We start from the raw sequence: 14,573 nt of genomic DNA on the forward strand, positions 1-14,573 counted from the left end.
CGATTGGGGAGATCTCCCTAATTTGCGGGATCCCGGATCAGGTTCAGCCGGTGCGCCGCAGCGGCCGCCTGACCCCGGCTGGCCACACCGAGTTTGCCCAGCACCGCGGAGATGTGGTGGTCGACGGTCTTGACCGACAACGACAGGCGGCCGGCTATCTCGGCGTTGGACAGCCCTTCGGCCAGCAGCGCGAGCACCTCCGCCTGGCGCGGCGTCAGACCGGCGGCGTTGGCGGCCGTCGCCCGGCGGGGGCCGCGCGGCACCCGGGTGAATCCGCGCCTTCTCAGCTCGGCCCGTAACCTCTCCGCCGCCCGCGTGGCCCCCAGCTCGTCCAGGACCCGCAATGCCTCGGCCGCCGCGTCCTGGTCACCGCCCGCCAGCGCCTCGACGCGCGCGTATCCGGCGCCGTGCCGTGCCCACTCCGCGGCCGCGCCCGCCCAGTCGCCGTCGATCATCATCTGGTACGGCCGCGCCGACGCACCCGGGATGCCGGTCCCACCGGCCCGCCACAACCGGTAGGCCAGCTCCCCGATGTACACCGGGTGGCCCACCGTCATGGCCAGGTCCAGGCCTCGCCGAGCCTCCTCGGCGGCACGCTCGGCATCGCCGCACCACAGGAAGTACTCCGAACGGGCCGCCGCCACCGGGCAGACCCGCTGCACCTCACCGGTGCGTTCGGCCTGGCGGGCGGCCTCGTCCAGCGTGGCCGACGCCTCGGGCTCGCCACGAGCCGCCTGGATCCGGCCCCGCGCCACCAGTGCGGGAACCACCGCGACCCCGGCCCGGACCGGCCGGTCCAGCGCCGCGTCCGCGTCGGCCAGCGCGCCGGTCCAGTCACAGCGGACCAGCCGCACCCCCGCCCGCACCCCGAGCAGGTACTGGACGTAGCCGTCGAGGTCCTGCTCGGTGGCGTAGGCCAGCGCCCGCTCGACCGCCGGGACGGCGGCTTCGTACTCGGCCGACTGGACCAGCAAAGTGGCCAGGTTGACCAGCGCCCGGGCGGCGTGATCGGTCAGGCCCAGGGAGGAGGCCAGCTCGTGCGCCTCCCGCAGCGCCGCGGCCGCGGCGTCGTCACCGTCCATCAGCCGGGCGCTGCTCACGTTGATCACGGCGTGAACGGAGGTCTCCACATCCCCCAGCCGGTCGGCCAGGGTCCGCGCCCGCTCCCCCCACGTGACCGCCGTCTCCCCCTCCCCCGCCAGCATGTGCAGCTGCGACCGGTTGCTGTAGGCCATGGCCAGCTGTCGGCCCGGCGGCCCGGCCTCGAGGACCGTCACCGCCCGGGCTGCCGCCTCGCGGGCCTTCCCCGCGTCCCCCGCCCACCACGCCAGCCGGGAGATCCAGCGCAGGTTCTCCCCGACCTGCTCGGGTTGCCGCAGATCCTCCCGTACGGCCAGCGCCGCCTGCCGGGCCCGCAGTCCCTCCTCGGCCAGCCCGGCCAGGTACGCCTGGAAGGCGTACGCCTCCAGCAGCTCGGCCCGCTGCGGAGCCGGCAGCCGGTCGGCGTGCACGGCCGCGGCCCGGTAATGCGCCGTCGCCTCCCGATGCGCGCCCTGCCGGGCCGCGCCGGCCCCCGCCACCTGCCCGTACCGCAGGACTGCGGCCTCGTCCCCCGCGTGCAGCGCGTGGTGGACCAGGCGGCCGGGGTCGACCCCGGCCACTCCCGTCAGCACGCCCAGCACCCGCCGGTGCAGGGCGGCGCGGCGCGCGGGCGACATCGCGTCCTCCACCGCGCTGCGCAGCAGCTCGTGACGGAACGACACGCCGTCGCCGGACGGCACGAGCACCCCGGCGTCGACACACATGTCGACCAGGTCCGACGCTCCCGCCACGACGGCGGCGTCGGCGCGAGTCGGGATCACCGCCACGAGTTGGGCCAGCTCCCGGGCTGGCCGCGGCAGTGCCCGCAGCCGGTCCAGGATGAGATCCTGCACGGTGGCCGGCACCGCCCGGCCCTCGGCCTTGAACAGCTCGGTCACCAGCAACGGATTGCCGCCGGTCAATCGGTAGACCGGCTCCGGATCCCGCCCGGCCCGGTGCGCCTGCTCCGTCACGCACGCCGGTGACAGCGGCGACAGCGACACGCGTCGCACGATGGCGCTGGGCAGGGCCGCCAGGGCACCCCGCAGCGGGTGCTCGGCGCCCACCTCGTCGTCACGGTAGGTCACCACGAACAGGGCCGACATCCGGCCGATCCGCCGGCCCGACCAGACCAGCCAGTCGAGTGTGGCCTCATCGGCCCAGTGCGCGTCCTCCAGCACGACGACCGGGCGCGGCCGCTGCGGCGGCCCGGAAAGCTCGTCCAGGAAAGCCGCGAAGATCTCCTCTCGCGCGGCGCCGGCGCTCAGCCGATCGGCCAGAACGCCTCTGGTCTGGCGGCCGATGTCGTGCAGGGGGCCCAGCGCCCGCGGGGTGATCAACCGGTCGCAGCCGCCCCAGAGCACCCATGCTGCCGGCCCGCATCGCCGGGCGAACTCGGCTACGAGCACGGACTTGCCGATGCCCGCCTCGCCGGCCACCACCGCCACTCGGCCGCCGCGGGCGCTCTCGCGCAGAAGATCGCCGAGGAGATCCAGCGTCGCGGAACGCTCCCACAGCTCCATCCACTTGATGCTAAACTCCCGCCTCGCACCCGGCGGTGTCGTCAGGTGTCGTCAGGTGTCGGCCGGTGTCGGCCGGACCTGCCGTCGCGACCGCGCTCAGCCTGCGCCGCAGGTGAGCACGTTCGGGGGCGGTGCCGGCCAGGTCGAGTGCCTCCCGGTAGGCCGCGGCGGCCTCGGGGAACCGGCCGAGCCGGCACAACAGGTCCGCCCGGGCTGCCGGGTAGGGGTGGTAGCCGCGTAGTCGCGGCTCGCCGGCCAAATCGTCGAGCAGCGCCAGGCCCGTCTCCGGCCCGTCGCGCATCGCCACCGCCGCGGCCCGGTTCAGCGCGACGACCGGGGACGGCGCGAGAGCGAGCAGCACGTCGTAGAGCGCCACGATCTGCGGCCAGTCGGTGGTCGCGACGTCCGCGGCCTCGTCGTGCAGAGCGGCGATCGCGGCCTGAACCCCGTACAGGCCGGGTGGACCACCGGTCAGCGCGACGAGCACCAGGCCGCGGCCCTCCTCGATCATCACGCGGTCCCAGCGGCCGCGGTCCTGGTCATCGAGCAGCACGAGCTCGCCGCCCGGACCGCTCCGGGCGTCGCGGCGCGCGTGGACCAGCAGCATCAGCCCGAGCAGTCCGGCGACCTCCCGCTCGACGGGCAGCAACCGGCGCAGGATCCGCGCCAGCCGGATGGCCTCCTCGGCGAGGTCGAGCCGCTGCAGGTCCGGGCCCGAGCTGGCCGCGTACCCCTCAGTGAAGATCGAGTAGATGACCTGGAGCACCCCGGGCAGGCGCTCCGGCAGTTCGTCGGCGCCGGGTACGCGGAACGGGATACGGGCCTCGCGGATCTTCTTCTTCGCCCGTACGATCCGCTGGGCCATCGTCACGGCCGGGACCAGGAAGGCCCGAGCGACCTCGGCCGTCGTCAGGTCGGCCAGGCAGCGCAGGGTCAGTGCCACGCGGTCCTCGGCGGAAAGAGCCGGGTGGGCACAGGTGAAGAACAGCTGCAACCGCTCGTCAGGGAGATCGCTGTTCGCGTCCGCGGGCGGGGCGGGGTCGGCCCGGTCCGCCTCCACCTGCAGGATGGCGAGCCGGGCGGCGTAGGCCTGGTCCCGCCGCAGCCGGTCGACGGCGCGGCGCCGCGCCGTCGTCAGCAGCCAGGCCCCGGGCCTGGCCGGAACCCCCTCGACCGGCCAGTGCACCAGCGCCGCCTCGACGGCCTCGGAGGCGACCTCCTCGGCGAGGTCGAGGTCGCCGAAGCGGCGGACCAGGGAGGCGAGTAACCGGCCACGTTCCTCGCGGAACATCGACTCCACGGACGATCTGGCACCGGCGACCCGCTCGTCCACCGGTGTCAGGCCTCGAACTCGGCGACCGGCCGCACCACGACCGACCCGCCGTCGCGCGATCCGGGGCAGCGGGCGGCCCAGTCGAGCGCGACGTCGAGGTTCGGCACGTCGATGATGTCGTAGCCGCCGAGGATCTCGCGGGTCTCGGCGAACGGTCCGTCCGTGGTGACGTTCCGGTCACCGGCTGGGCCGACCCGGACCGTCGTGGCGGTGGTCAGGTCCTTCAGCGCGTGGCCGCCGACCCAGATCCCCGCCTCTTTCATTGCCTTGTCATAGGCCACCCAGTCCTCGAAGTCGCACTGGTCGGCCCCGTCGGTGGTCGCGGCACTGTAGATCAGCAACATGTACTTCATGGCCTGACTCTCCTCATGTCCTCGCACGGCGGGTTGCCGTACACCATGACGACGAACGGGACCCGCTCAGATCGACACGTCCCCAAGGATTCCGGCAACCCTCGCCCTGGACAGCGTCCACGCTCTCCGAGGAGCGCCGGGTGAGGTACCCCTGAAGCGCGGCAATATTGACCAATAATACGTTTAGCGATACATGTCAGGTATGGCGCTACGTGAGCAGAGCTATCTGATCCTGCTGGCCCTGTCCCAAGGCCCGCTGCACGGATACGGCGTGATCAAAACAGTACGGGAACTGTCCGAAGACCGCGTCCGGCTCGGTGCCGGAACCCTCTACGGCGCCCTGGACCGGCTGGCCGGCGATGGGCTGGTCATCGTGGTCAAGGAGGAGGTCGTCGACGGCCGCCACCGCCGCTACTACGACCTCACCGGCCATGGCCAACAGGTGCTCACCGAGGAGACCGTCCGGCTGAGCCGCCTGGCTGCCACGGCCCAGCGACGGCTCAACCTTCAGCCAGGCATGGGGACCTGATGGACCCCTATGAGTGTCGGTGCCGTCTGCTGATGCGCGCCTACCCCCCGCGCTTTCACGAATCCCGTAACGAAGAACTCCTGTCCAGGTCGCGTCCGCGCAGGTGATGTACGAGTGTTTGAGATCGATACCTGCGTCGCGCCTGGCTGATCGCCGTTGAAAAGCGCGGCGTAGTACGTGGGGAAAAGCGCAGCGAGGGCGGTGGAGTGGTTGGGGGCCGTTCACCGGTAACGCATCGTGCGGGGTGGAAGATCAAAAGCGCAGCGAGGGCGGCGGAGTGGTTGGGGGCCGTTCACCGGTAACGCATCGTGCGGGGTGGAAGATCAAAAGCGCAGCGAGGGCGGCGGAGTCGCTCGGGACCGCTCACCGGTAACGCATCGTGCGGGGTGGTGGCGGGCGTTGGTCGGGTGTGGGTGGCAGAGGGCGGGCCGGTGGAGCTCCGAGAGGAGGCAAAGCAGGTCATGGCGGGTGTGGAGGCGGGGCCGTGGTGGTGACGATCGGGGATTTTCCATGATCTGGATGAGTTGGCACGCTGGGGGCGTGCGGATTCACCCAGATCATGGAAAGCGCCACTCCCGCCCCCTCGGGTGGGCCGCCTTTCGTGGCGGAAGGCCCGATTCGTCCCCGCACCCGGCCGAGGGCGACCCCTGACCGGACACCCCGCGGACCTTCCGACCCCGCACGGCGAGAGCCCCGCACGAGGCGGCGGCGAGGAGCGGCCCCGAATCCTTCCGCACCGCGGCGGACCCGTACCGATGGGCGGTCTGGGACCACTCCACGGTCCTCGGCGCGCTTTTGACCTTCGACCCCGCACGACGCGACACCAACGAGCGGCCCTGAACCACTCCACCACCCTCGCCACGCTTTCCCCACGGACGACGCCGCGCTTTTCAAGCGTGACCGGCTTACCGGATTCGGACGCTCGTACACCACATCCGTGGACGCGCCCCCTGTCCACCCTCCTCGACCTGCGAGAGCCCGGCCAGGCACGGCCAAGCCTGCGCGAATCCCTCGACGTCATCCGCGGCGGCCTCGCCCGGCAGTCGCGACATGGAGCGGACCGGAACCACCCTGACCAGGAGGGATACGGCTGGAACAGCGTGGGTAGCAGATCGTCGATACCGGTGAGGAGATGATGATGTCCGATGAGCGACCGATTCTGGTGACCGGCGCCGCGGGGAGCGTCGGAGCGGTCGGCCGGGCCGTGGTCGGGATTCTGCGGCAACGTGACCTACCCGTTCGTACGCTTGTCCATCGCGAGGACGACCGGGCGGAGGCGCTACGCGCCACGGGCGCCGAGGTAGTGGCCGGCGATCTCACCCGCGGCGCGGACGTCGTCCGTGCGATGGCCGGCTGCCGCCGCGTGTATTTCAGCATGAGCGTGTCCACCTCGTACCTGGAGGCGGCGGCCACCGCGGCGGCCGCCGCTCGCGAGCAGGGGGACCTGGAGGTGTTCATCAACATGTCGCAGATGACCGTCTCCCAGATGAGCCTCACGAGTACCACGGAATCACGTCAACAGCGGCTGCACTGGCTCGCCGAGCAGGTCCTCGACTGGTCCGGCCTGCCCGGGGTGCAGGTACGGCCGACCGTTTTCATGGAGAACCCGCTCTTCACGACCTTCGCCGTTTCCTCGATCGCCAAGGACGGCACCATACGGCTGCCCTTCGGCTCCGGCCGTACCTCACCGGTCGCGTCCCGTGACGTCGCCGAAGTGATCGCGACGATCCTCGTGGCCCCCTCCCCGCATATCGGGAAGGTCTACGAACTCACCGGGCCGCGATCCCAGGACCTGACCGGCATGGCGGCGGAGTACTCCGAGGCGCTGGGCCGATCCGTCACTTACGTCGATGTGCCCTATCGACAATGGGTCGACCAGGAACTGAGCACTCTCGGGCTGCCCCAGCACGTCTTCGAGCACCTCGCCGGCATGGCGCGCCTCCACTCGGAAGGACGCTACGACCGCGTGACGCATGACATCGAGAAGATCATAGGAAGGCCGGCATCGAGCGTGCGGGATTTCGTCACGGCTCATCCCGCACTCTTCCAGGGGTGAGGCGTTGCCGTCACCAGAGATCAAAAAAGCCCCGGCCATACTCCTTCCCTTCTGGCGGGCCCATCTCTTTCACGGCACCGTTACCGTCGCCGCAATCCGGTTCCGGCTCCGCTCGTAACCCGTGGGACAGTCCTCAGGCACTCGGCTGGGTGAAGCGGATGTGGTTGCCGAAGGGGTCGCGGAGGGCGCAGTCGATTCCGTACGGGCGATCGGTGGGTTCCTCGGTGAACTCGACACCCCGGCCCAGCAGCGTCTCGTACGTCTTGCGGCAGTCGTCCGTGCTGAAGATGAGCTGGCCACCCATCGCGCCCTTGGTCACCAGCTCGCGGACCTGCTGCGCCGTCTCCTTGGACATCATCGGACCGCCCGGCTCCTCCAGCAGGATCTGGCGCTCAGGGCTGCTGGGGATACCGACGGTCAGCCAGCGCATGGAGCCCATGTCGACGTCGGCGCAGACCTCCAGGCCAAGCTTGCCGACGTAGAAGTCGAGGGCCTCACCCTGGTCGAGGACGTATATCTGCGAGTGCGTGATGGCGTTGAACATGTGCATCACGCTACCGGGCAAGCCGGACGAAAACTTATCCAAAACTGCTCAGTCGACGGACGGTACGGGTAGTGCGGACGGTCAGGCGCTCGGCCGCATCCACGCCATCGTGAAGCACGTCGGTACGTTCGTGGCCGCCGTTTCCTTGCGGTACGTCCTCGGCGACCGGCCGACGATGTCGCGGAACGTGCGGCTGAAGGTTCCCGGGCTGCCGAAGCCGACTTCGAAGCAGATGTCCGTCACACTGCGGTCGGTCTCCCGTAGCAGGTACATCGCACGCTCGACCCGGCGGCGCTGCAGGTAGCGGTGCGGCGTCTCGCCGAACGTGGCCCGGAAGGTACGCGTGAAGTGCGCCTCCGACACATGGGCGATCCGGGCCAGGGCCGGAACGTCCAGCGGCTGCGCGTAGGCGCGGTCCATCGCATCCCGTGCCCGGAGCATGCGGCGGTTGGTCTCTTCTACGGCGCGGCTCACAGCGCCATCACACCACGGTTCTCCGCCGTCCGTGGCAGGTCCGGTGACCGATCCGCTCCGCCCTCTCCCAGCGCAAGGTGGTGCACCACCTCCGTGGACGCAACCCGCATGCGATGAACAGAGCGAGAGCGGACGGTCGACGTTGCCGTCAGGGTTGCCGTCAGTGCTCAGCGGGGAACGACTTGTGCCCGCACACCGGGTAGATCGTCAAACGCGGCAGACGAGTCCATCGTGATCACGGTTCTCGCGGTGGCCGCGGCCGTCGCGGCGATCAGCAGATCGTATGCGCCCCGCGTCTTTCCCTCTCGTCGCGCATGTGCCATCAGACGAGCGTGGACCCTGGCGACGTCCGTGGTGTACTCCTCGACCGGGATCAACGCGAGGGCCTCATCCACAAAGGCCTGCCGGCCGGGGCGGCGTGCCGCGTCCGCCATTTCCACACCGACGAGCAGCTCGGCCACGGTGATCGCGGCAATCGCCACATCGTCGGCGTCTCCGATCACCGTGTCCACCGAGGCCCTACCTCGCACCGCGGCGATCAGCACGCCGGTGTCCAGGATCAGGCGTCGGGCCACGTCTCCCTCATCTCGTCGTCGACCGCATCCCGGGCTGCCGCGACGTCGGCCTCGAAATCGGCGTCCAGCGTTCTCGCGCTTCTGGTCAGGAAGGCCTTGACCATACGCCCTGGCGCCGTGGGCGCGGGGCCGATAACCGCGATTCGCCTACCCCCACGAGTGACCATGATTGTCTCCCCTCGCTCGGCCTCGTCCAGAACGGCCGCGAAGCTCCGAGACGCCTCGGTGGCAGTCATCACCTTCATGAAATCAGATTATCTGATTCCGCTTGCTCTTGGAGTAACCGATTCCTGACGGGAATCCGCAACGGAGAAATCTGACCAGACGCCGGGTGCCACGAGACCGGTACCGGCTGGAAAACCGCCCGGTCACGCGAGAGCACAAGCCCTCGCTACGACCGCGAGTGGCTGCCCCCGCCGAGGCGAACGACCACAACGTCGGTACTTGCGCCGTGAGTCAGCCGGAAGCCTGCGCCTGTCAGCATCACGTTGGCCACCCCCGGCAACCGACGGCTCCCGTCCTCATGGCAAAACCTGATCCTCGTCTTCGCGCGTTCAGGTTGCGAACAGCGTCTCTGGATCAACACCGCTGATATACTAATCTTAATTCGTATATACAGGCGGGGGCATCATGACCAAGACCCTGATCGACCTCGATGACGAGGCCCTGGCCGAGGCCGCGAAGTTGCTCGGCACCTCGTCCAAGAAAGACACGGTCAACGCCGCCCTGCGAGAGATCGTTGATCGACGCAGGCGGGCAGCGGCCGTGGCTCGCATGCGGGAGATGGTGGCTGAGGGTGAGATCGACTTCTCAGCCATCGATAAGGGTGACAGCACACACCAGGTCGTGGCGTGACAGAGCTCTATCTCATAGATACCAGCGCCTTGGTCCGCTTCTACCGTGGCCAGGTCGGGACAGAATGGGACCAGACGGTCTCTGCCGGGCTCGTCGGCATCTGTGAGCCTGTTAGGCAGGAGTATCTCCGAGCTGTCGGCGGCCGACCAGCCTTCTACGAAGCCGGCAATCTGCTCCAGGAGACCTTCCCGTACTACGTCATCCCCGAATCGGCCTGGGACGAGACGAGCGAGTTGCAACGCGATCTCGCTGACAAGGGGTGGCACCAGAGCGCCTCCCCGGTCGATCTCCTCATGGCGGTAACGGCTCGGCATCACAAGCTCACCGTGCTGCATGCCGACGCTGACTTCGACACCATCTCCCGCCTGACCGGACAGCCGTCGCGCTGGATCAGTTGACAATCTTCAGGGGATCTCGGGTACGTCCCGTTCCGGCCGAGGCGGACCGGCCCGGAAAGAGCGCACGCTTTATATGACGTCACCTACCGCGCGGGCGCCTTTCTTGGCGCCCGCGCGGTAGGTCGTCAACGGCACGGCGGTCCTGGACCGGGGAAGGGATGGGGCCGCCGTGCCTGCTCAGAAGCGGCCGGTCCCGGCGAGCGCCCAGCGTTGGATGATCGCGGTCATCTCGGCCTCGCGCATCTGGACCTTCAGGCCATCGATGGTGCGGTCACAGATGATCAGTGGCTCTGGGGTGGACCAGGTGGCGATGGCATGGAAGAGCCGACTGCCGGTGCCGTACAGCACGGCCCAGCCCGGCCAGGTGATCTCCAGCATGGCGGCCTGCTCCTGCGCCTCCCCGGCCGCAGTCTCCGTGACGACAACCGCCTGGGCGTTGGCCTCCTTGGCGATGGCCTCCTGTCGGTCGGTCTCGGCCCGGAGGGCCTCCAGGCTGTCGGCGTCGACGGTGCGCTCGGCCCCGGCGTGGAAGGCGGCCGGGGAGGGGACTGTACCGTTCTCAGTGTGGTTCTGCGGCGGTCTCGTGAAGACGCATGGTTGTTTTCTTCGGTGACAGACCCGTGTGTTTTCCGGCGAAGGCCAGGATGTCCACGGTCAGGGCGCGTTCTTTGCTCGCGGGAGAGGCGGCGTGGGCGGTGTCGGCTTCTCGGCGCATAAGGATCGGCCGGTCACTGCTGGTGGCGTGTTGAAGGGCCGCGCACATTTTGGTGACGTGGGCCTCTCCGGTCTGCAGATCGGTTACCGCGCCGGTGAGGAGGAATGCGGGATAGCGGGCTCCGGGCGTGATGTTGTGGTAAGGGGAGTATGTGAGGAGCCATTGGAGTTGTTCGGGTTGGGAGGCGGTACCGAATTCGTCGGTCCATGTGCATCCCAGGCCGAAGTGTTCGTAGCGCACCATGTCACATAGCGGGCCTTCGGCGATGACCGCGGCATACAGGTCTGGTCGCTGTGTGGCGGCGGCGGTGACCAGTAGCCCGCCGGCGGATTGGCCAAAGATCGCCAGTTGGTCGCGGGTGGTTCGACCGGTGTCGATGAGCCAGGTCGCGGCGTCGTTGAAGTCGCTGATCGCGCGGTGTTTGTGTGGTCCGCGGCCGGCGTCGTGCCAGCGTTGGCCTTCTTCGCCGCCTCCGCGTACACAGGCGACCGCGTAGGTGCCGCCGGCGCCGACCCATGCGGCTGCCATGGGGAAGAACCATGAGCGCATCGGCATGCCGAAGCTGCCGTAGCCGTAGAGGAGGGTGGGGCGGGGGCCCTGATGTTCTTCAGCCGGGGTGAACAGGAGCAGCGTGATCTCGGTGCCGTCGCCGGCGTGATAACGCACGCTGCGGCTGCGGATTTCTGGAGTATGTCCGGCTATTGTGGCGCCGGTTTCTTGTTCCGTCTTCCCGCTGGTGGCGTCGTGGCGATAGATGGTGGGGGGTGTGGTCGCGTCGCAGTAGCTGAACCATGCGTGATGCCCGTGTGGGATGTTCGTGCGCAGGGATGACACGACGCCCGCGCCGGGAAGGGGCAGACCGGTGAGCGGCCGGCCACTGGCCAGGTCGTGCAGTGTCAGGGTGGAGGTGCCGTGGCGGGCGCGTGCCACCAACAGGAGGGGCCGCGGAAGTGCAGGACCGTCCAGGACCAGACACTCGTCCAAGGGGGCTTGGGGATCTTCGGCTAACAGCGCGCGCCATGCTGCTGGGTCGGTATCGTGCCGGTGCGCCGTACAGATGCGGCCACACGGGGCCTGGTAGTCGGTGACCAGCAGCAGATCGTTGTCCGCGAGGAAGCGCGGGAGAACACGGGCGCGTATGGTGCGCCCGTCCACGATCTTGACGAAATGCGGGGCTTCCGGATCGGTGAGCTCGGCCACGTACACATCGTTGTATGAGGCGGGCCCGGCCATCGCAGTGATCGCCAGACAACGGCCGTCGGCGCTGACCGTGAGCCCGTAATAGTGGTCTGGGGCATCATCGCCGCCGAACACCACCGCGTCGGTCCGCCAGGGCGAACCGATCCGATGCAACCTCACCCGCCGCTGCAAACGCATGTCGCCGGGGGCCAGTTCCTCATCGGGAACACGGCTGACGTAGTAGAACGCATCCCCTCCCGGCAGCCAGGCAAGCGAGGTGTTACGGGCGCGTGGCAACGGCCCGTCCACCACCTCTCCGGTACGCACGTCCAGCACCATGATGTCGCTGCCGGGCTGCTCGGCGACCTCCATTTGGACGGCCACACGTTCGCCCTCACGCGATGGCCACCAGGCATACAGCCCGGTACGACCGGACGGATCGATCGCTACCGGATCGACCAGCACCCGCCTGTTCCCCGCAGGGTCAACGACGAGCAGGCGCCGTTGCTCGTCCCCACGGAGCTGCTCGGCAAGGAACATGACCGAACCACGCACCATCGGAGGTTCCGACACGCCAAAGGATGACACCTGATCCAGCAAAGACGCCCACGACTGCTTCTCACGCCATCCGGCGCGATACGCGCGGAAGAGATGATCCTGGGCCGCGGCCCAGTCCCGCACGCGCGCATCATTGCCGTCTTCCAACCACCGGTAGGGGTCGGAAACCGGGGTTCCGAACAGATCCTCCACCGCATCGCTACGCCAAACGGCAGGGTAAAACAATCGCGTCACAAACGCCCCCCGATGCATTGCCCCGCCTGCAATTAGGTCGAGGCACTGCGGCCTTACGCACCGCAGCACCTCGGCTCATTCAGCTACGACTCGCCGCGAAGAATGTCCGCCTGCCAGCCGCGTACGCCTCCAAGGCGGGTAGTCGGAGTGGAATCACGATACGGTAGGTATCCATTCATGTCAGCCTCCCGAATTCGTCGATTCGCCCGGAATGAGCGATTACGGCGACAAGTATCCCCGCGCCTGGGATCAATAAACACAGGCGCCGCCCTCGACGGTGAGCGCCAATCCTCCTGGATCCTCGATACATGCGGACCGGAGAGCCGGCCAGCCATATCGGCTATCCTCCTGCTAAAATTTCGTGCAAGAGAAGAAGGCATACTGGAACGCCACGCTAGATCGATCTAGCACAACAGTAATTCGGAGCCTTTCGAGATAGATCCCAGGGCTTACGGAATTCTCAAGACGGCGTTGACCTTCGGCCACCTCGATCCCGCGGCGCCGGCGATGGAGGCTCGAAGCGGTCCGAGACTCCGCGGCGTCAACACCAACCCCTGCCGCCGGTCATGGAAGAGGTCACGTCTACGTCGTAGTCGTCGCTGTACTCCTCGCCTTCCTCCTTCACGACCCACACAGAGAAGCCAACATCTCTACCACCAACGGACTTGACAAAGCAGCTCACCCCTTCGCCATCCTCCCCCGGAGGGGGTTTCCAGCCCTCCATGATCGCGGCGTCTCGATAGAAGGACAGCACATCGGCTACCGGGCCTGAAGAGCGATAGGACTGCACGACGTTCACTAGCCGGCCGTCACTGTGGCAACCGGAGCTGCGTCCCCCCTGGGGCGTCGCGGTCACCGGATGAGCATCGAGAATGCTGAGCGTGGCCAAGGAAGCGGCGAGCCGGTCATCCTCAGCGGTACACCCATCGGGAAGCATCAGGAAAGCGACAAGAGCAACCAAAGCAGCACCGCCCCCTACACAGACGACAAGCACCGCAATCGTCGAGCGCTTCATAGTCGGGAGCCTAAGTCCCTGCTTACTCACTGAGCCAGAGGAATGATCGATCAAGGGCTGTCCCCATGGTCAGCCGGGGTCGATACCGACCGGCCGCAGGCTAAAGATCAAGTTAGTCCTCGGGGTTCTGGCCGCGTGTTCCTGCTGTCGGGTTGTTGTTCCGTTGGTCGTCGGCGTTCCAGCTGGCCAGGAGGCGGATCGCGTCGGCTTCGGGGGTGCCGGGCTGGGGGGTGTAGACACTGATGATCTGGCTGGAGACGGCGTCGATGCGGAGGGTCTCGTAGGGCAGTGTGATCTCGCCGATGAGCGGGTGCCGGAAGGTCTTGGTTCCGGCTCGGGGGGTTCGTACGTCGTTGGTCGCCCAGCGCGTCCGGAATTCTGTGCTGCGGGTGGCGAGTTGTCCGATCAGTTCGGTCAGGTCGGGGTCGTCGGGGTGGAGACCGGCCTCGATGCGCAGCGTCGCCACGGTGTCGGCTGTGATCCGGTCCCACTCGGGGAACAGGTCCCGGGCCCTGGGCTCGTCGAGGAACAGGAAGCGGGCGCTGTTCGGCCGTCCGGGCAGGTCGTACACGGGGGCGAGGAGCGCGCGCCCGAGTGCGTTGGCCGCGAGGATGTCGAACCGGCCGTTGAAGACCACTGCGGGTAGGTGGTCCATCGAGTCCAGAAGCACCCGGATTCCGGGGTTGACCAGGTCCTTCGCCGCGCCGCGGCGCCGCTTGCGGGCCGCGGGGGTCAGAGCGGCGAGCAGCCGGTCGAGGTGGGCGCGTTCGTCGTCGTCCAGACGCAGGACGTCGGCGACGGCATCGACGACTCCGGCGGAGGGCCCGGTTGCCTGGCCGCGTTCGAGCCGCACGTAGTACTCCGGGCTGACCCCGGCGAGCAGCGCGACCTCTTCCCTGCGCAGGCCTTTCACCCTTCGGCGGGTGCCCTGCGCAGGAAGGCCGGCGTCGGTGGGGGTGACCCGGGCGCGGCGGGTGGTGAGGAACTCGCGGACCGCCGCCCGCGCGGCCTCCTTCTCGTCCATGAGATCAAGGATAGGCCCGGCCCACGTCCCGTAAGGGGTCCCTGTGAGTACCCCTTTTCTCAGTGCCTGTCGAGATGTGGTGAACCGATGTTGGCTGGGTGTCGGCGAGATCGAGATCGCCGCCCCGG

General features: G+C 68.4%; 15 protein-coding genes. 4 read left to right on the forward strand and 11 right to left on the reverse strand.

Features of this window, described 5'->3' with window-relative positions:
- Positions 1 to 17: 17 nt before the first annotated feature.
- The 3 genes from OG884_RS13975 to OG884_RS13985 are packed head-to-tail and all read right to left on the reverse strand — an operon-like array spanning position 18 to position 4,289.
- Positions 18 to 2,603 (reverse strand): ATP-binding protein, encoded by a 2,586-nt coding sequence (locus tag OG884_RS13975; protein ID WP_326645707.1) that lies wholly within the window; start codon positions 2,601 to 2,603, stop codon positions 18 to 20.
- A gap of 10 nt (positions 2,604 to 2,613) precedes the next feature.
- Entirely contained in the window at positions 2,614 to 3,894 is a 1,281-nt protein-coding gene (locus OG884_RS13980; RefSeq protein WP_442811726.1) for an RNA polymerase sigma factor, read from the reverse strand.
- A 47-nt stretch (positions 3,895 to 3,941) separates the two neighbouring features.
- Positions 3,942 to 4,289: a YciI family protein gene (locus OG884_RS13985; protein WP_326645711.1), complete on the reverse strand. Its 348-nt coding sequence runs from the start codon at positions 4,287 to 4,289 to the stop codon at positions 3,942 to 3,944.
- A gap of 202 nt (positions 4,290 to 4,491) precedes the next feature.
- On the opposite strand from OG884_RS13985, the gene OG884_RS13990 reads away from it, so the two are divergent.
- Together OG884_RS13990 and OG884_RS13995 are read left to right on the forward strand one after the other, a co-directional pair.
- Positions 4,492 to 4,818, forward strand: coding sequence for a PadR family transcriptional regulator (locus OG884_RS13990; RefSeq protein WP_326645713.1), 327 nt, complete (start codon positions 4,492 to 4,494; stop codon positions 4,816 to 4,818).
- Positions 4,819 to 5,950: 1,132 nt separating this feature from the next.
- A complete protein-coding gene (locus tag OG884_RS13995; protein WP_326645715.1) occupies positions 5,951 to 6,874 on the forward strand; it encodes an NAD(P)H-binding protein in 924 nt (307 codons plus the stop codon).
- Positions 6,875 to 7,007: 133 nt separating this feature from the next.
- Here OG884_RS13995 and OG884_RS14000 read toward each other — a convergent pair whose 3' ends face one another.
- From OG884_RS14000 to OG884_RS14015, 4 genes are all read right to left on the reverse strand, one after another.
- Positions 7,008 to 7,418 carry a VOC family protein gene (locus OG884_RS14000; protein ID WP_326645716.1) on the reverse strand — a complete coding sequence of 137 codons (411 nt, stop codon included), beginning with the start codon at positions 7,416 to 7,418 and terminating at the stop codon, positions 7,008 to 7,010.
- 81 nt (positions 7,419 to 7,499) lie between these two features.
- Complete coding sequence (locus OG884_RS14005; protein ID WP_442811727.1) at positions 7,500 to 7,859, reverse strand: helix-turn-helix domain-containing protein; 360 nt, start codon at positions 7,857 to 7,859, stop codon at positions 7,500 to 7,502.
- A 200-nt stretch (positions 7,860 to 8,059) separates the two neighbouring features.
- Positions 8,060 to 8,467: a PIN domain-containing protein gene (locus tag OG884_RS14010; protein ID WP_326645718.1), complete on the reverse strand. Its 408-nt coding sequence runs from the start codon at positions 8,465 to 8,467 to the stop codon at positions 8,060 to 8,062.
- Entirely contained in the window at positions 8,452 to 8,703 is a 252-nt protein-coding gene (locus OG884_RS14015; RefSeq protein WP_326645720.1) for a type II toxin-antitoxin system Phd/YefM family antitoxin, read from the reverse strand. Before OG884_RS14015 ends, OG884_RS14010 begins: the two co-directional genes overlap by 16 nt.
- Positions 8,704 to 9,097: 394 nt before the next feature.
- Here OG884_RS14015 and OG884_RS14020 point away from each other — a divergent pair, with 394 nt between their 5' ends.
- Positions 9,098 to 9,322 carry a type II toxin-antitoxin system VapB family antitoxin gene (locus OG884_RS14020; RefSeq protein ID WP_326645721.1) on the forward strand — a complete coding sequence of 75 codons (225 nt, stop codon included), beginning with the start codon at positions 9,098 to 9,100 and terminating at the stop codon, positions 9,320 to 9,322.
- Complete coding sequence (locus OG884_RS14025; RefSeq protein ID WP_326645723.1) at positions 9,319 to 9,720, forward strand: PIN domain nuclease; 402 nt, start codon at positions 9,319 to 9,321, stop codon at positions 9,718 to 9,720. Before OG884_RS14020 ends, OG884_RS14025 begins: the two co-directional genes overlap by 4 nt.
- Before the next feature lie 177 nt (positions 9,721 to 9,897).
- On the opposite strand, the gene OG884_RS14030 is transcribed toward OG884_RS14025, so the two are convergent.
- The 4 genes from OG884_RS14030 to OG884_RS14045 form a co-directional block, all read right to left on the reverse strand.
- Positions 9,898 to 10,098, reverse strand: coding sequence for a hypothetical protein (locus OG884_RS14030; RefSeq protein ID WP_326645725.1), 201 nt, complete (start codon positions 10,096 to 10,098; stop codon positions 9,898 to 9,900).
- A gap of 181 nt (positions 10,099 to 10,279) precedes the next feature.
- Positions 10,280 to 12,364 (reverse strand): prolyl oligopeptidase family serine peptidase, encoded by a 2,085-nt coding sequence (locus OG884_RS14035; RefSeq protein WP_326645727.1) that lies wholly within the window; start codon positions 12,362 to 12,364, stop codon positions 10,280 to 10,282.
- Positions 12,365 to 12,947: 583 nt separating this feature from the next.
- Positions 12,948 to 13,421 carry a hypothetical protein gene (locus tag OG884_RS14040; protein ID WP_326645729.1) on the reverse strand — a complete coding sequence of 158 codons (474 nt, stop codon included), beginning with the start codon at positions 13,419 to 13,421 and terminating at the stop codon, positions 12,948 to 12,950.
- A 112-nt stretch (positions 13,422 to 13,533) separates the two neighbouring features.
- Positions 13,534 to 14,445: a helix-turn-helix transcriptional regulator gene (locus OG884_RS14045; RefSeq protein WP_326645730.1), complete on the reverse strand. Its 912-nt coding sequence runs from the start codon at positions 14,443 to 14,445 to the stop codon at positions 13,534 to 13,536.
- Between the last annotated feature and the right edge of the window lie 128 nt (positions 14,446 to 14,573).

Origin of the sequence: Streptosporangium sp. NBC_01755, from assembly GCF_035917995.1 — a bacterium.
Classification (GTDB): domain Bacteria; phylum Actinomycetota; class Actinomycetes; order Streptosporangiales; family Streptosporangiaceae; genus Streptosporangium.